The organism is Ancylobacter pratisalsi, from assembly GCF_010669125.1.
Lineage (GTDB): Bacteria > Pseudomonadota > Alphaproteobacteria > Rhizobiales > Xanthobacteraceae > Ancylobacter > Ancylobacter pratisalsi.
The window spans coordinates 2,970,538-2,987,577 of record NZ_CP048630.1 but is presented as its reverse complement, the minus strand read 5'-3'; the positions used below and the strand labels follow the sequence as shown (position 1 = coordinate 2,987,577).

Here is a 17,040-nt window from a genome sequence, read left to right as displayed (position 1 = left end):
TGATCGACAAGGCTCTGACGGCGGCGCTCCAGCGCCGCGCTCACCTCGCCGCCAAAGCCGGCGTCGGAAAGCTCGGTGCGGCGGCGGGAGGCCAGCTCCCGATCCAGCCAGGTGGCGCCATCACTGGCGACCTGCTGGTCGAGATCGAAGGTGAGAGCGTGCGGGCCGCGAAGTCCTTCCTTTGTGTGCGTGCGTCATGGGCGATGCCGCGCTCGGGCAGATCATCCGGGATCTTCCAGTGATCCGCGTCGATGCGCTCGACATGGCCGGCACGGCGCAGGGCTTCCAGGCGCCGCACATGGGCGCGGATAAAGGCGTCTGGATCGCCGCGCTGCTGCTCGATCGCCGGGCGTGTGAGTTCCAGATGCTCGCTCGGCTGGTAGATGCCACCGCTTCCGGCCATGGTGGCGATGTTGAGGTCCGCCGGGCGTGGGTCAGACCTTGTCGGCAGCGGGTCCAGCGCGACGATGTGGCCACGCTTGATATCCTCCAGCCGGGCGGCGTCGATGGTCTCGACATGATGGGTGCGACCATCCACGCCGTCGATGACCAGATAGTACCGCTCGCCCATCTCATCGCCCGCCCATCCCTTGTCGAGCATGCGGTCGACAAGGGCATGCGGGATACGGCTGCCATGGGTGACGTATTGCTCGGCGCCGCGCTCCTCAGCGAGGCCGGGAACCGCTTCTTGTGGGACATTATTGCCCGTCAAAACCAACTGCGGCGACTTGTTGAATATCGTCAGGTACTTAACCGAGATCAAGTGCGCGGCCAGTGCGAAGAGCATCTGACCATCCTCGGGCTTCTTGAGGTCGGAGACCAAGAGCAAGCGGCCTTACGGCTTCGCCTTCATCTCGATGCTGCCAAGCTCCGCAAGGCCCACAACTCGATGTTTCCAGAACCGAAAATGGCTGTAGATCGCACGTAAGCGCATCAGAGTTGAACCCATGTTACAGGAGCATTCCCCCAATCAGTGCCGTAAATATTGCGAAAGTACGTCCAGCCTCTTGTGACCAAACCTGCTCTTTTTCACGAACCATGCATCGGCCAGAACTCAGCTAAACGGCAAGCAGATATCATGGCGCTGTAAAGGCTGTCGGAACGGTCGGGCATTTGCAATACGCGCACGACTTGTGCGCACATGTTCTGCCTCGATCAAGAAAACGAAGATCATTCCGGTCATGTAATTTATTGCCCATCCCCTCACATTGAAGGTATAATACTCATGTGACGCTTAACTTGAACTTCCGACATTCCCGTCTATTTTTACGCACCAGAAATTCTACTTTTCTAAGAAAATAGGATGCAGACGGGACTTCCCGTGTTTATTATCTGCCCTGTCTTGGTGAGTTGTCCAGAGGACTCGTCTACGCGAAACTCAACGATATTGTCTGTGAGCTCATTCGCGGCGTAAAGCCGGGCTCCAGATGGTTCTAATGTCATGAATCGCGGCCCGCGTCCGCCAGTGGGTTCCCATCCTGCAGGTGACAGCAGTCCCGTGCCCTGATCCACTGCATAGATGGCAATACTGTCGTGACCTCGGTTGGAGGCCCAGAGAGTGCGACCTGAAGGCGCGATCTGGATAGCTGCCGCTCGGTTGTTTCCGACATACGACGATGGCGTCGAGGGCAGAATCTGTAAAGGCTCGAGCGCACCGCGCTCGCCGTCCCATCGATAAGTCGCCACAGTGGAGTCAAGCTCGTTAACGACATATGCGAAGGGCTTGGTCGGATGAAAAACAATATGTCGCGGTCCTGCCCCCTCGCGAGTTTTGATCGAAGGTGGGTTGTTTGGCAGAAGCGTTCCAGTGTCGGGGTTCAAACGATAAATGAAGATATGGTCCAGGCCTTTGTCCGGCACGACGATGAAGCGTCGGCCGGGATCGAATAGGACCTGGTGTGGGTGCGACGCCGATTGTTCCACCTTGTGGGGGCCCGTAGATCCCGTAAGCCCTGTCAGACTGGCAAGAGGTCCCAGCGCGCCGTCAGCTCCGACGGGCAGAACCGCCAACGTACCCGTCGCGTAGTTCGCTACCGTGAGAAATCGATTGGTATTGTCCATCGTGAGATGAACCGGGTTCTTCCCCTGTGTGGATTGCCGATTAATGAAGCTCAGTTGGCCGGTGCCCGCATCGATCTTAAAGGCGCTGACTTCACTGAAGTCGCCGTGAACAGTGTAAAGAAACTGCTTTCGTCGATCTATTGCCAGGAACGATGGATTCACGAGATCCCGAAGCAGCTGTACCTGCCTCCATTCGCCGGAGCTGGCGTCAATCTCATAAACGCCAATGCCTTCCCCACGCGCGTTGCGCTCCTTGGTGGTTCGACAGCCCACATAGGCATAGCCCCGTCTAGCTGCCGCCTGCGCCTCGTCGGGCTGCGAGACCCTTCCGGCAGTAGCCGCGGCTGCAAGGCTTCCGGCGGCCATGATCAGGTGACGACGATTGAGGTCCATATTCCCAGACACCTATTCCTCCCTATATTTAAGTCATTATTCGTATTCTTGACCTGAACTCGAGACCCCGGCTCTGTGGCGACGGGCCACTACTCCAGAGGTATCTTCAAAATCTCCTCAAACTCGGCCCTGACGGCTCTGGTTCGAGCGACGGCTTCGTCAATCGCCGCAGCCGTACGTTTCGCCCCGCGTTCACCGACGAAGAAGAAGTGGTTTCCACCGACCTCGATCGAAAGCCGGTCGTCGAGGTCTCGTGTCAACGCGACAAGCTTCTTCCAACGCTCGTCCCCGAGCTCGCCGAGCTTGATCTTGTTGCCGGCGATGTAGCGATTGACGACCGTGTTGACGTTGTAGATCGTCCAGTTGGCCCGATCGGCGAGAACGTGCCGCGCATCGGCAACTTCCTCATTCTCGAAGACGGTCACGAGGGGGTAGGCGTCGAAGTTGAAGGCGCCGTAATCCGTCGCCTGGGCCATGTGATCGAGCTCGAATTTGCCCTCGCGATAGACCTCGCCATAGCCTTGGAGATTGACCGACATGTCCCCTACATACTCGGTACGGAAAATCTCCTCTGGAATGATCGCTCGGCCGCCATTGTTCTTCGCATTGTCGGCCAATTGCTTCAGCCAGCCCGCATAAAGAGGCGTGCGCGATGCATATCCGGAGGGCGCCATGTCGATACGGGTCGTATAGGAGATCAGGCCGGGAATTCCCGGAGTGGCGGCAAACGAGATCGTCGTCTCGACCTCAACGCCCGCGTCCCGCGCTGCGGCGTAGCTCGGCTGGACCGCCTTGCCGCCCATGCTCCACAACGCGACCACGATTTTGTTGGAGAGGCCGTTCTGCTGGATCTTCGTCCGGGCTATCTCGATCAGTTGCTTGCCCCAGTCGCGTGCCGTGAATTCCGGGCGCTTCTCGGCGAAGGCGGGCGTATCGATGGGGTAGGAGACAGCGAGGAAGCTGTATCCTTTCTGCGCCAGCCAATGATCGAGGAAATCCTCGCGGCGCGCTCCTGAATGTCCGCCATAGGCAATACGCGCCATGTGGTGCGCGCCAGGCGAGAAGACCACGAGCGGCTTGGCCGGATCACCCTTCCTAAAATAGGCCACGGCGGGGAAGCCTGCGGCGGTGACCGACACTTCGCCATTATAGAGTTTCGTCTGCGCTCCGGCGCTTGTGGCGATGGCCATGCATGCGCCCACCATCGCCCAACGAACGATCCTCATCATCCTCCCACTCCCTCGTGTTTATTGGTCTGAAGGCTCAGAACCGGGAGCGCCAACTCAGGCCCTCCCGTGTGTCGCCGGCCGGGATGTATTCCAGCCCGACCGAACCCAGGTAGCCGACACGATCGAGAGCTTCGAAGAAGCGGATGAAGTCGAACATCCCTGTTCCAGGCTCGTGTCGCCCGGGATGATCCGCAATATGGATGTGCGCGATCGTCTCGGGATGCTGCTGCACGAAGGTGCTGGCGTCGACTCCGGCATCTGTTGCGTGGAAGGCGTCGAACAGCATCCGCAGGTTCGGGGCGCCGACGTCGGCGATCGCGCGAAGCGCCTTCGCCGGATGGTCGACGAGATAGCCGGAGATCGTGGCGCCCCCAATCGGCTCGACGAGCAGCGTCATGCCGCGAGCGGCGGCGGCGTCGCATGCGAAGCGGAGATTGGTGATGTAGCACTCCCGGGTGGCATCGAAGACCTCAGGCTCGGAAACGACGCCGGCCATGACGTGCACGAAGCGGCTGTCGATCGCTTGCGCGTAGTCGAGCCCCGTCTCGACGCTTTGCTGGAATTCCTGCTCCCTGCCGAGAAGGCAAGCGATGCCTTTTTCTCCGCGTGCGACATCGCCGGCCGGCAGCGCCATCTGGACGAATGAGAGGTCATGTTGGTCGCAGAGCTCGCGCACGCGCGCCGCCGCGAGCCCATAGGGACCCGGATGCTCGACCTCTCGGAAGCCGGCTGCTGCAGCTGCCGCGAAGCGCTCCTCGAGCGGACGCTCGGTGAACATGTAACCGAGATGAGCGCTGTATCTGCGTGCTGGCACCGAACCGTCCTCAATTGGCGAATGGAGATCTGCATCCGGTCTCGTCAGCGAGACGCCCGAGGTCCTTCACCGTGTCCGCCGGGAGAAGGATGCCGCGCGCCCGGTGCATCGCGTCGTTGCGCGCCTCGAGCTCGCCCGGATAGACGATCTCGTCGAAACCCCTTGCCAGGGGCACGGATTTCAGTTCGTCGATGAGCCGGTCCATGCGCTCGCCGAACTCGGCTGGCGGTTGAAAGGCGGCAATGTCGAGGGCAATCATGAAATGACCCGTTCCGCCTCGACGCTCCGCCTGGTAGGGGCCGCTCACACCGGTGCCGAAGGCGCTGCCTGTGAGCACGCCAGACAGCATGTCCATCATCACGGCGATGGCGTAGCCCTTGTGCTGCGCCATCGGCAGCGTGACGCCCTTGAGCGCATCGGCAGGATCGGTCGTCGGATCTCCCTCGGCATTGATGGCCCAGCCTTCGGGAATGGCGAGCCTCTTCTGCTGGGCGAGATAGATCTTGCCGCGGGCCACACTCGTATTGGCAATGTCGAGGACCATCGGCGCGTGCCGGCCTGCGGGAGCCGCCCACGACCAGGGATTCGTCCCCACCGTCTTGGCCCGACCGCCCCACGGCGCCATGGCCGGGCTGGCGTTGGTCGAAAGGAAGGCGACGCATCCCTGGTTTGCGGCCAGCAGCGTGAAATACATCGCCGTGCCGAAATGATTGGAGTTGCGCAGCGCCACCACGCCGACCCCATGCGCCTTTGCGCGGCGGATCGCCTGGCGCATGCCGCGCTCTGCCAGGACCTGCCCCATGGCGTCGTGGCCATCGATGACGGCGATCGCGCCGGCATCGACAAGGCATTCGGGAACGGCGTCCGCCTTGACGGCGCCCGATCTGAGTCGCGCGACATACCAGGGCAGGCGCATGACGCCGTGGGACTGGTGCCCCCATAGATCTGCCTGCACCAACGTGTCGGCGCACAGCCGCGCATCGGTTTCCGCAAGCCCGGCGGCGACGTAGATTGCCGTCGAGAAGTGCAGCAGATCGTCGGCCTTGATGAGATGGGACGGCTTCATTGGGCCTCTCGTGCGAGATCTGTTGCGGGCTGGCTCGCCGCGCGGCGGCGGCGCAGCAGCACCGGTACCACCACCAGCAGGACGCCGATCAGCAGCAGCCCCAGCGAAATCGGATGGGTGACGAAGACAGTGAGATCGCCCTGGCTGATGGCGAGCGCCCGACGGAACTGCTGCTCCGCCATCGGCCCGAGAATCAGGCCGACGATGCAGGGAGCGACCGGAATGTCGAGCACGCGCATGCCGAAGCCGATCAGTCCGATGACCCAGAGGATCACGAGGTCGACCAGATTGTTGTTGAGCGTGTAGGCACCCATCGTCGCGAAGATGAGGATCCCCGCATAGAGCCATGGACGGGGGATCGCGAGCAGCTTCACCCAGATGCCGGCCATCGGCAGGTTGAGCACCAGCAGCAGCACGTTGCCAATATAGAGGCTGGCGATCAGGCCCCAGACCAGCGACGCGTTGTTCTCGAACAGCAGCGGGCCTGGTTGCAGGCCATATTGCTGGAAGGCGGCGAGCATGATGGCTGCGGTGGCCGAGGTCGGCAGACCGAGCGACAGCAGAGGCGCCAGCACGCCGGCCGCCGAAGCATTATTGGCGGCTTCCGGACCGGCGACGGCCTCGATGGCGCCGTGACCGAACTCTTCAGGGTGCTTGGAGAGCCGCTTCTCGATCAGATAGGACAGGAAGGTCGGAATTTCGCTGCCGCCTGCCGGTAGCGCGCCGATGGGGAAGCCGATGAGGGTGCCGCGCAGCCAAGGCTTCCAGGAGCGGCTCCAGTCCTCGCGGCTCATCCATTTCGAGCCCTTGATATCGTACATCTCCTCCGGCTCGAAGCGATGACGCGCGGCGTTGTAGAGCGTCTCGCCGACCGCAAAGAGACCTACAGCCACTACGACGACGTCAATGCCGTCGAGCAGTTCCGGTACGCCGAGCGCGAAACGTGCTTGCCCGGTCTGCAGGTCGATGCCGACGAGGCCGAGCGCGAGGCCGAAGAACAGACTGGCGAGTCCGCGCGGCAGGGAGTCGCCCAGCACCGCCGTGACCGTGGTCAGCGCCAGCACCATGAGGGCGAAATATTCCGCCGGTCCGAAGGCGAGTGCGATGCGCACCATCAGCGGCGCGACGAAGGTCAGCGCGACCGTCGCGATTGTGCCGGCGACGAAGGAGCCGATCGCCGCTGTCGCCAGTGCCTGAGCGCCGCGTCCCTTGCGCGCCATAGCGTGGCCATCGAGCGCGGTGACGATGGAGGCGCTCTCGCCGGGCGTGTTGAGCAGGATCGACGTGGTCGAGCCGCCATACATGGCGCCGTAGAAGATGCCGGCGAACATGATGAAGGCGCTGGTCGGCTCCAGATTGTAGGTCACCGGCAGCAGCAGCGCGACGGTGAGCGCCGGGCCGATGCCGGGCAGGACGCCGATCGCGGTACCGAGCGTGACGCCGATGCCGGACCACATCAGATTGTAAGGCGTGAGCGCCACGGAGAAGCCGTGGAAGAGGGCGCTGAGCGTTTCCATAATGATCTACTTCTGAAGGGCGTCGAGCAGCGGCTCGAAGAGCGAACCGACGGGAAGCTCGAGATCCAGACCCAGGTCGAACACCACGAGGGTCAGCGTCGTGAGCGCGAGACCAATCAGGGCGTTCGTGAGATAGCTGCGGCTGCCGAAGGCGCGCGCTGTCATGACAAACAGCAACGTGCCGGCAAGTATCCAGCCGAGCGTTTCCAGCAAAACGATCTGGAGCAGCAGGCCGCTCGCCACCAGCGAAAAGGCCGGCCAGTCGATCTCGATTCCATCGGCCTCGACCGGACCGGTGGTGACGGCCTCAAGCTGCAGCCACAAGCCGACAAGGATCAGTCCTGCGGCAACGAGGCCGGGGAACAGGCGGGGGCCAACGGTTGTCGCCGCCCCCACCACAGGCATTGTCCAGGTTTCGAAGGCGATGAAGACGCCAAGCGCCAGTACCGCCACGCCGAAGGCGACCTCTCCAAGTCGCAGGCCCTTTTCTGTCGTCATCGCCGGTTCTCCAGATCGACTACTGGGTCAGGCCGACGTCTTTGAGCGCCGTCGCCACGCGAACCTGTTCCTGCTTCAGGAAGCTCGTGAACTCGGCAGGGGGGAGATAGGTGTCGACCCAGCCGCGCTTCTGCAGCACCGCCTTCCATTCCTCGGTCTTGACCATTGCCGCGATCATCTCGGCGAGCGCCTTCTTCTCCTCCTCCGAAGTCCAGGCATGAACGGCAAGGCCGCGCCAGTTCATGATGGCGAGATCGACGTCGCCCTCTTTCAGCGTGGGCACTTTCACGCCTGGCATGCGCTCGCTCGACGAGATCGCCAGCGCGCGGAGCTTGCCGGCCTCGATCTGGCTGCGGAATTCCTCGAAGCCGCTGATGCCGACCGTGGCATGGCCGCCAAGCGTGGAGGCGAGCACTTCGCCGCCGCCGGCATGCACGACATAGTTGACCTTGGTCGGATCGACGCCCACGGCTTTGGCGATCAGGCCGACCATCACATGGTCAATGCCACCGATAGAACCGCCCGCCCACGACACCGCCTGCGGATTGGCCTTCAGCTTGGCCACAAGATCGGCCATCGTCTTGATGTCTGAACTCGCGGGAACGACGATGACGTTCGCCTCGCCCATCAGCCGGGCGAGCGGTACGACCTCGTTCAGCGTCACCGCCGATTTGGTGGTGATGATGCCGCCGACGAGCGCAAAACCGAACACCAGAATGCTCGGTGCCCGCTTGCGACTGGTGATGAACTGCGACAGACCTACCGTGCCGCCGCCGCCGGCGACGTTCTGGACCTGAACGCCTGAGGCAAGTTTCTTTTCCTGAAGCACGATCTGTATGCTGCGCGCGAGCTGGTCATAACCGCTGCCCGGAGCACTGGGGGCGAGGAGTTCAAGCCCCTTCACCTCCTCCGCCAGCAGCGGCGAAGCGCCTACCGTCAGCGATGCGACGGCTGCGGTCGTGAGAAAGGAGAACTGGCGGCGATCCATAGTGATCATTATTCCCTCCCTGGGGGTATGTGATTATTTGAATTGGCGTCTTTTCTTCTCTTGGGAGCTCCGTCAGGCGGACCTCCGGTCACTCGCGCCTATTTGGCGTCGTGTTCTGCATCAATGGTGCGGGTGTCGCCCGTGGCGACGATGGTGCGGGTGGCGTCGACGGACGCGTAGGTCCAGAAGATCTTCATCGGCTCGGTCGCCGACGCGTTGCGGAAGTTGTGCGGCACGTTCGCCGCGATCCACGTGGTCTCCTGTGGACCGAGGTGGTGCTCGACACCGTCGAGGGTCGCGATGGCATGCCCCTCCAGCACCATCACGCTTTCCTCGCAATTATGGGTGTGGATCGGGATCGACGCGCCGCCCTCAAAGGCGGTGATGCCGTTGATCAGGCTGGTCGAACCGATGCGGCGGGTGACGAGCGGCACGGTGCGCGCGCCGCCGCCACGCTCGCGCGGCTTGATTTCGGAGGGGCGCAGCACCGCGCCGGCCGGATGGATATTGGGCATTTCAGGCTGCCTTTAAGGGGCCGACCCAGAGGGTCTTGAGGTTCACGAATTCGCGGATGCCGTAGGAGCCGAGTTCCCGGCCATAGCCGGACCGCTTGATACCGCCGAAGGGCAGACGGGGATCGGACGCGACCATGCCGTTGATGAAAACCGCGCCTGCATCGATACGTCGTGCGAGATGCTGCGCCTGCTCGACATCCCCGGTCCAAAGCGCCGCGCCGAGGCCGAACTCGGTGTCGTTGGCGAAGCGGATCGCCTCATCAGCACCGTCGACGCGGATGATGGCGGCGACCGGCCCAAAGGTCTCCTCACGGAAAGCCGCCATCTCCGGCGTGACATTGTCGAGCACGGTTGCGGGATAGAAGAAACCGGCCCCATCGATGATCTGGCCTCCCATCTTCAGGATCGCGCCGGCCGCGATGCTGCGTTCCACCTGATCGTGGAGCGTGGCGCGTAGATTGGCGCGCGCCATGGGCCCGATGGACACGCCCTGCTGGAGCGGGTCCCCCATCCTGAGGGCAGCGGCATGGCGGCAGAAGGCCTCGACGAAGCTGTCCGCCACCGCATTGTCGACGATGAAACGCTTGGCGTTCACGCAGCTCTGCCCGACGTTCACATAGCGTGCCTTCACCGCCGTGGCGGCGGCGGCCTCCACGTCCGCATCGGCCAGCACGATGAAGGGATCGGAGCCGCCGAGCTCCAGCACCTGCTTCTTGAGCGCCTTGCCGGCCTGCGCCGCGACGATCGCGCCAACCTCGGTCGAGCCGGTCAGCGTGACAGCCGCGATCCGGTCGTCGGCGATCAGCCCGGCGACGGAACTCGGCTCGATGAGCAGCGTGCGGAACAACCCCTCGGGGCACCCTGCTTCGCGCATGACGTCCTCAATCGCCAGTGCGCAGCGCGGCACATTGTTGGCGTGCTTGAGGATCGCCCCATTTCCCGCAGCAAAGGCAGGCGCGGCAAAACGGAAGAACTGCCAGAACGGGTAGTTCCACGGCATGATGGCGAGCACGACGCCGAGCGGGTCGAACACGACGGCGCTATGGGATGCGGACGAGGCGATGATCTCATCAGCGAGGAAAACCGGCGCCTCGTCTGCATAGAAGTCGCAATTCCACGCGCACTTCTCGATCTCGCCCTCTGCCTCGACCAGCGGCTTGCCCATCTCCTGCGTGATCATGCGGGCGTAGGCGGACTTGTTCGCGCGCAGCACGCTCGCCATGCGGCGCAGCAAGCCGACGCGTTCGAGAATGGGGACCTGCCGCCATGCCGCCTGTGCGGTCACGGCATCGGCTAGCGCGTCTTCCACATCCTGCGCGCTGTGGAGCGGATAACGCGCCAGTTCGGCGCCATCGGCGGGGTTGATGGATACGAGCATCTCGGAACCGTTCGGTTGAGCGTTGGAACTCAGGCCGCCTGTCCAGCGGCGGACGAGTGGGTAACGGCAGCACACGCAGCGTCGGTGAGGGCATCTGTGGAGAGTGAGCCGCCAAGATCAGCGGTGCGCGTCGCCGGGTTGCCCAGAACTTTGCCTATCGCCTTTTCAAGCACGGCAGCGGCCTCGATCAGCGCCTTGTTGCCGTCGCGGCGCCCACGCCAGTCCAGCGGCATGGCCGCGGAGAACATCAGTGACGTCGGATTCGCGACGTTGCGCCCGGCGATATCGGGGGCGGAGCCATACTGCGCTTGGGCCACGCAGATGCCGTCGCCGACACTGATGGAGCCGCCAAGACCAAGGCTGCCGCAAAGCTCGGACGCCTCACCCGAGAGGATGTCGCCGAACATATTAGTGGTGACGATGACGTCGAAGCGGTCCGGCGTGCGGATCAGGTGGGCGGCGGTCGCATCGACGATCAACTCTTCCAACACAACGTCCGGATAGTCGGCAGCGACCTTGCGCACCTCTCTCAGAAACAGGCCATCGGAGAGCTTCAGCACATTCGCATTGTGAACCGCTGTCACCTTCTTTCGCCGCCCGCGGGCGAGGTCGAATGCGGCGCGCGCCACCTGCTCGGAAGCTCTGGCGGTGATCTTGCGCACCGAGAGCGCCATGCTCTCGTCCGGCATGAACTCCCCGGTGCCGGCGACCATATTGCGGTCGGAGTAGAAGCCCTCGGTGTTCTCCCGCACGATGTTGAGGTCCATCGGCTGGCGTAGGATGCTGAGATCGCTGAGCGAGCGGCAGGGGCGGATATTCGCGAACAGCTCGAAGTTGGTGCGCAGTTCGCCGGAAGGGTTGATGCCGCCTTCCCGTCGCGACGGGTACTCGTAGTGCGACACGGGGCCGAGGATCACGCCATCTACCCCCGGCACTCGCTCGATGACTTCGAGCGGCAGGGTTGTGCCGCGCTCGGCCAGCGCCTTGAGGCCAATGGCCCCCTCCTCGAAATCGAACTTGAGATCGAGGCGAGCGCTGAGCGCGTCGAGCGCTCGCAGCGTGGCCTCGGTGATTTCCGGGCCAATTCCATCGCCTGGAAGAACAAGGATTCGCACTTGAGCCGCTCCCAGATCGCGGACGTTGCCGCGTGGTCTTTTATCGTTGTGAAATGCCTTATAGGAGCATGTTTGGTACTTTGCAATGGCAAAAGACCAACGTGATTTGGTATACGGATGTCCGTGTGGCAAAAGGGGGGTGCCCCTTGGATTCCGAGCATGCAGACGACCCCACTTATCAATCAGCTGGTCGCCCAGATCGTTGAGCACATTCACGCCGAGCGCCTGAGCGAGGGCGAGCGGCTCGCTGAACGGCGGCTGGCCGAGATGTTTCGGGTGTCCCGGTCGCCGGTGCGCAATGCACTCAAGGTGCTGGAGGCATCGGGCATCGTCCGGCAGGGGGACCGCGGCGGCTTCATCATCGCCAAGACAGATGGGGAGAAGATTCAGGCGTTAGAGTCCGCGTCGAGCTATGAAGATGAACAGATCTATCTAGACATCGCCGATGATCGCGTTTCGGGGCGGCTACCCGAGCGGATCACCGAGAACGAGCTTCTGCGTCGCTACAAACTCACACGCGGCCGGCTGACCCATATCCTGCGCAGGATGACGAACGAGGGATGGATCGAGCGGCTGCCGGGCAATGGATGGGCCTTCCTGCCGGTGCTCACATCGCTTCAGGCCTATGAGGACAGCTACCGGTTCCGTCTGCTGATCGAGCCTGCCGCCATCATGGAACCGAGCTTCATGCTCAACCGGCCCGCTCTGGAGAGGTGTCGAGAGCAGCAGAAGTGGCTCATCGATGGCGGCATATACGCGGTATCCGACGCTCGGCTGTTTGAACTGAACAGCGGTCTCCACGAGGCCATCATCGAGTGCAGCCGGAACAGCTTCTTCATCGACGCGCTGAAACGTATCGACCGGCTCCGTCGCCTAATCGATTATCGCCAGATGCTCGACAGGGACAGCGCCCGCCGGCGCTGCATGGAGCATATCGAGCTTCTCGATCTGCTGCTCGCAGACAGGCGTCACGCGGCAGCGGAGTTCATGAAGAAGCACTTGGATGAACTCAGCACGCTCAAGACGCGAGCTCGTGCGAAATCTCATCGTGTAGCTTAGGAGGCCTTTGCGCGCACGGTCGCGCTCAGAAACAGACAAGCCCAGAGCTGTAGAAAAGCCGTTGCCGCCGGACCGGCAATCTTTACCAGATCTCCTCCGATCATCCCGATGCCCGCATCGCAGATCTGGACAAAGGCCGCCACCGCGCCAGGTGCCAGAAATACCGGCCATACTCGACGACGCTAACGATGATCACCGCGAGCGCCAGTGGAACTGAACGTGCCGCGGCATAGAGTGCGAATACGAGGACGGGCGTTCCGAACTGCTCAGCTGATCCATAGACGAGACCGGACGCCAACACTCCGGCTATCGCGAATCCCGCGCTTTACCGGCACGTTTACGATCGTGATTGCCACTGCGAGCCCAAACACGGCTTTCTCCCGACCCCCTGCTGGAACATTCCCGAGCAACCGATCACGCCCGCTCCGGGCGCTCGCTTCCTCGCGCGCATTTCGCGTCCCGAGTTCAGAAAGACTTACCTCCTGGCAAGGCCGCCTCGTGGTGTCGAAAGTTCGAGCCGGAAGTCGTCGATGATCGCGTTGATGAGGTCGGGGCGCGTGGCAAAGGAAAAATGGTCGACGCCCGGCAGTTCAATCAAGCGCGCCTTCCTTATTTTCTGGCGGATGAAAAGGCCAACGTCGGTCGGAACCTCTTGGCCGACGGCGCCGACGATTAGAAGCGTCGACGCCTGGACACTCCCGAGCAGGTGGCGATCATCGTCTCGAACTCGATGCCGGAGGTAAGGCCAAGCAAAATAATGGCCACGAAGGCCAATGGAAAACTCACATCCTCAAGCGAAAAGATCAGGCAGGCGGCGGCGCCCATTGTCAAAATGACGGTTCCGACAGCTGGCGCCCAGAAGCGGTCTACCAATACCCCACCGATCAATCGCCCGGCCACGGCCGCTATCCCTACCAACGAGGCAAGCTGGACGACGTCGCCAGGGGTCATGCGCAGCGAACGCAGGATATTCTCGATATTGGGCAGTGGCGCAGCCACGGCGAGAGACATCGGTACAAAGACGATGGCGAGCAGCCAGAAATATCGTGAGCCAAACGCCTCTCGGACGGTCATGCCATCCGAGGGATCAGGTGAAACTGGCTCTGCACCGTCATCCTTGCCTCTTAGCCTGGCAAAACCCCAGAGGGTGGCTGGACACGCAAAGACGATGGGCAGGGCGCCGACGACCAGAACGGTGACGCGCCATCCCACAGCTCCGATCAGCAGGAAAGCCAGGGGTTTCACGAGGAATGCAAAGAGGCCAGCGCCCGACAGGACGATGCCGAGCGCGAGACCCCGCCGCTCTCGGAAAGCACCATTGATGACCCGTGTGAAGACAACCGGCGTGGCCCCCAGACCGAAAATCGCGATAGCCGTCCACGAAAAATAGTATCGCTCGATCGAGCCGTTGGACGCCGCGAGCGTCATGTAACTCAGGCCCAACCCTATCAGCGAGACTGCAGCCACCAGCCGCGCGCCAAAACTGTCGATGAACGTCGCGAACAACGGGCCGACAACGAGAACGGACCCCGCGAGCAAGGACAACCCGCCGAAGATGGTCCTGAATGACCAGCCAAATTCCTCCGCGAAGATGGGTGCGAGGACACCAATCGTATAGAACGGAAGGGCAGGCAAACCCAATGCCGAGCCAAGCAACCCACCGATTATCAGCGGCAAGCCGTTTTTGAGCTCAGAGACGTCCATTTCCCTCAGCGGAGTGCTTCCTTTTGCACAAACGGGCAGCTCGGCAATCACGTCATAGGAAGAGCCACTACACTAATTTACCGTTGCCGGCGGAATGTACAAGTTTCGCTATTGACGCGCGCCCGTACAACAACGGCCATTCGAGGGCCTTGAGCCGCGATGATCGGTTAGAACTTAGATCCGCCGCTGAAGCGGAAAGCCTGGGTCTGGTCGTAGTCTTCCTTGGTCAGCGCCCAGGCATAGTCGAAGCGTAGCGGACCGAAGGGGGATTTCCAGATCAGGCTGACGCCGACGGATGAGCGCACCGAGTCACTGTCCGCGACGCAGACATTGTTATAGCCCTGCGTCTTCGAGCCCGCGATCGCCGAGCAGTTCGTCAGGCTGTCTTCCCAGCCGGATATATTTGTGAAGGTCGTCCCGCCCTCATAGCCCCACAGTGAACCGGCATCCGCGAACACCGCCGCCGTCATGCTCAATTCTTTCGGCAGGAAGCTGAGCGGGAACTGCAGTTCCGCCGTCGTGCCCCAATACAGCGTGCCGCCCAGCGCATCCGGATCCGAGTCGTCGCCGCCAGAGGCTAGGTCGCGCGGGCCGATGCCGTTCGACTCGAAGCCGCGCACGATATCGGGACCCTTGAAGAAGTTATCGAGGATGCGTAGGTCCTCTCCGCCCCAGGAGGTGATGTTGCCGGCCTGGCCGCGCAGCATCAGCACGAAGTCGCCGTGGACCGGCAGGTACCAGCGCGAGTCGAAGGTCGACTTGATGTAGTTCACGTCGCCGCCGACGCCGGCAAAGTCCTGCTTCAGCTCAAGCAGGTAGCCGCTCGATGGCTGCGCATTGTTGTCGAGCATATTGTAGGTGAGCGTATAGCCGACCAGCGAGGTGATCGCGGGATCGTTATTCACCTCGAGCAACGCCCAAGACGGGGTGCCGTAGTCCTCGATCGTCTCGTCGTCGATCGTAATCTCTTTCTGAAATAGGCTGTAGCGCAGGCCGAGCGTCAGTTCGTCGGTCAGCGGAAGCGCGGTGCGCAGCGTGCCGCCGGCGGTCGATGTGTCGTAAGGGCTGGAACTGGTCGCTTCTGTCTCCTTCCAGTAGAGGTCGAAGCCCGCAGCCACGCGGTAGTCGAGGAAATAGGGCTCCGTGAAGCTGAAATCGGCACCCTGCGTGTCGTCCCCGAGTGAACCGGCGAGGCGCACATACTGGCCGCGGCCGAGGAAGTTCTTCTCCGAGACCGCCACCTCGGCGATAAAGCCGTCCGAGGTCGAGTAACCACCCGAGACCGAGAACTCGCCGGTCGGCTGATCCTCAACCTGCACGACCAGGATCACGCGGTCGGGCGCGGTGCCCGGCTCGTTGGTGATCTTCACGTCCTTGAAGTAGCCAAGGTTGCGCAGCCGACGCTCGGCGCGATCGATCAGCACACGGTTATAGGCATCGCCCTCGGCAAGGTCGAACTCGCGCCGGATAACCCAGTCGCGGGTGCGGGTGTTGCCGCGGATCTCGATGCGCTCGATGTAGACGCGCGGCCCCTCTTCGACCGCGAAGACAAGATTGACCTTGCGGGCCTGAACATCGCGGTCGCCGCGGGGACGAACCTGGGCGAAGGCGTAGCCGCTCTTCGACACCTCGATGGTCGCGTTCTCGACCGACTTCTCGACCAGCTCGGCATTGTAGACCTGACCGGGACTGACGCGCAGGGCCGAGCGAATACGGTTCGCGTCGACATCCTTGATGCCGGAGACGACATCGACCGTGCCCACGCGGTACTGCGGGCCCTCGTCGAGAACGTAGGTCAGGATGAAGCCGTCCTTGGCGCGATCGAGGTCGGCGGTCACCGACACGATGCGGAAATCGGCATAACCGTTGCGCAGATAGAACCGGCGCAGCAGCTCCTGGTCGTTGTTGATGCGGTCGACGTCATAGACGTCGGTGTTCTTGATCCACGACAGCCAGTTGCTCTCGGTCGTGGTAATCTCGTCTTCCAGCTTGTAGGCGGAATACGCCTTGTTGCCGACGAAACGGATCGCCGCGACGCCAAGCTTGTCGCCCTCGGTGATCTCGAAGACGAGGTCCACGCGACCCTGGCCGCGATCGATGGTCTTGGGAACCACGCGCACGTCATAGCGGCCCGAGCGGCGATACAGCTCGATGATGCGCTGGGTGTCGGCCTGAACCGTGGTCTTCGAGAAGGGAGAGCGCGCCTTCGACTGAACTTCGCTGGCGAGCTGGTCGTCCTTGATCTTGCGGTTGCCTTCGAAGGCAACGCGATTGATCACCTCGTTCTCCTGCACGGAGACAACGAGACGACCGCCACGATGCGTGATCGTGACATCGGAAAACAGCCCAGTCGCATAGAGCGACTTGAGGGCTTCGTCGATCTTCGCCGGGGTCAGCGACTGACCGGGCTGAGTCGCGAAATAGGAGCGGATCGTATCCGCGTCCACGCGACGATTGCCTTCGACCACAATGGGATAACTTGTCTGAGACGCAAGGCCTTTAGCGTTCAATGATGACGCATAAATATCGGATAAGCCTCCAAACAGCAGCATCGCGAATGCAATTATTATCCTTGTGGTAGTATAGCATTCTGCGAAACGACCCATCACGCTCATCTTATGCCACTTGTCATCGAACGTAATACATATGAATTATATGTATTCATTCTATTAATATTATAATCGATATATTGCGGTCGAAATT

At 62.0% G+C, this 17,040-nt stretch carries 16 protein-coding genes; 2 read left to right on the top strand and 14 right to left on the bottom strand.

What is annotated here, in order from left to right; translation table 11 throughout:
• Nucleotides 1-40: 40 nt before the first annotated feature.
• Complete coding sequence (locus G3A50_RS23005) at nt 41-601, bottom strand: DUF3363 domain-containing protein (RefSeq protein WP_425483410.1); 561 nt, start codon at nt 599-601, stop codon at nt 41-43.
• On the opposite strand from G3A50_RS23005, the gene G3A50_RS22940 reads away from it, so the two are divergent.
• Nucleotides 518-928, top strand: a complete 411-nt coding sequence (locus G3A50_RS22940; protein WP_343037813.1) for an FCD domain-containing protein — start codon at nt 518-520, stop codon at nt 926-928. The genes G3A50_RS23005 and G3A50_RS22940 overlap by 84 nt on opposite strands.
• A 362-nt stretch (nt 929-1,290) precedes the next feature.
• Here G3A50_RS22940 and G3A50_RS13915 read toward each other — a convergent pair whose 3' ends face one another.
• The 10 genes from G3A50_RS13915 to G3A50_RS13870 all read right to left on the bottom strand — a co-directional run bounded on the left by G3A50_RS13915 (nt 1,291) and on the right by G3A50_RS13870 (nt 11,790).
• Nucleotides 1,291-2,454, bottom strand: coding sequence for a lactonase family protein (locus G3A50_RS13915; protein WP_246251695.1), 1,164 nt, complete (start codon nt 2,452-2,454; stop codon nt 1,291-1,293).
• 89 nt (nt 2,455-2,543) lie between these two features.
• Complete coding sequence (locus G3A50_RS13910) at nt 2,544-3,644, bottom strand: hypothetical protein (RefSeq protein WP_163075827.1); 1,101 nt, start codon at nt 3,642-3,644, stop codon at nt 2,544-2,546.
• A gap of 73 nt (nt 3,645-3,717) precedes the next feature.
• Complete coding sequence (locus G3A50_RS13905; protein WP_163075826.1) at nt 3,718-4,461, bottom strand: hydroxypyruvate isomerase family protein; 744 nt, start codon at nt 4,459-4,461, stop codon at nt 3,718-3,720.
• Between the two features lie 46 nt (nt 4,462-4,507).
• The gene (locus G3A50_RS13900) at nt 4,508-5,563 is read right to left on the bottom strand and encodes an Ldh family oxidoreductase (RefSeq protein WP_163075825.1); all 1,056 of its coding nucleotides are present in this window, start codon (nt 5,561-5,563) and stop codon (nt 4,508-4,510) included.
• On the bottom strand, nt 5,560-7,080 hold the full coding sequence (locus G3A50_RS13895) for a tripartite tricarboxylate transporter permease (RefSeq protein WP_163075824.1): 1,521 nt from the start codon (nt 7,078-7,080) through the stop codon (nt 5,560-5,562). The genes G3A50_RS13900 and G3A50_RS13895 overlap by 4 nt, the downstream gene beginning before the upstream one ends.
• A 6-nt stretch (nt 7,081-7,086) precedes the next feature.
• Complete coding sequence (locus G3A50_RS13890; protein WP_163075823.1) at nt 7,087-7,578, bottom strand: tripartite tricarboxylate transporter TctB family protein; 492 nt, start codon at nt 7,576-7,578, stop codon at nt 7,087-7,089.
• 19 nt (nt 7,579-7,597) lie between these two features.
• On the bottom strand, nt 7,598-8,575 hold the full coding sequence (locus G3A50_RS13885) for a Bug family tripartite tricarboxylate transporter substrate binding protein (RefSeq protein ID WP_163075822.1): 978 nt from the start codon (nt 8,573-8,575) through the stop codon (nt 7,598-7,600).
• Between the two features lie 89 nt (nt 8,576-8,664).
• Entirely contained in the window at nt 8,665-9,081 is a 417-nt protein-coding gene (locus G3A50_RS13880; protein ID WP_163075821.1) for a cupin domain-containing protein, read from the bottom strand.
• Nucleotide 9,082: 1 nt separating this feature from the next.
• Entirely contained in the window at nt 9,083-10,459 is a 1,377-nt protein-coding gene (locus G3A50_RS13875; protein WP_163075820.1) for an NAD-dependent succinate-semialdehyde dehydrogenase, read from the bottom strand.
• A gap of 29 nt (nt 10,460-10,488) precedes the next feature.
• Entirely contained in the window at nt 10,489-11,790 is a 1,302-nt protein-coding gene (locus G3A50_RS13870; protein WP_246251693.1) for an isocitrate/isopropylmalate dehydrogenase family protein, read from the bottom strand.
• Between G3A50_RS13870 and G3A50_RS13865 the strand changes: the two genes are divergently transcribed.
• Nucleotides 11,734-12,633 (top strand): GntR family transcriptional regulator, encoded by a 900-nt coding sequence (locus G3A50_RS13865; protein WP_163075819.1) that lies wholly within the window; start codon nt 11,734-11,736, stop codon nt 12,631-12,633. The two genes, G3A50_RS13870 and G3A50_RS13865, sit on opposite strands and share 57 nt — an antisense overlap.
• Nucleotides 12,634-13,108: 475 nt before the next feature.
• On the opposite strand, the gene G3A50_RS22840 is transcribed toward G3A50_RS13865, so the two are convergent.
• The 3 genes from G3A50_RS22840 to bamA form a co-directional block, all read right to left on the bottom strand.
• A complete protein-coding gene (locus G3A50_RS22840) occupies nt 13,109-13,231 on the bottom strand; it encodes a hypothetical protein (protein ID WP_281355812.1) in 123 nt (40 codons plus the stop codon).
• 74 nt (nt 13,232-13,305) lie between these two features.
• Nucleotides 13,306-14,388 carry an MFS transporter gene (locus tag G3A50_RS13860; protein ID WP_163075818.1) on the bottom strand — a complete coding sequence of 361 codons (1,083 nt, stop codon included), beginning with the start codon at nt 14,386-14,388 and terminating at the stop codon, nt 13,306-13,308.
• Nucleotides 14,389-14,504: 116 nt separating this feature from the next.
• A complete protein-coding gene (bamA, locus tag G3A50_RS13855) occupies nt 14,505-16,889 on the bottom strand; it encodes an outer membrane protein assembly factor BamA (protein ID WP_163075817.1) in 2,385 nt (794 codons plus the stop codon).
• Nucleotides 16,890-17,040 lie beyond the last annotated feature (151 nt).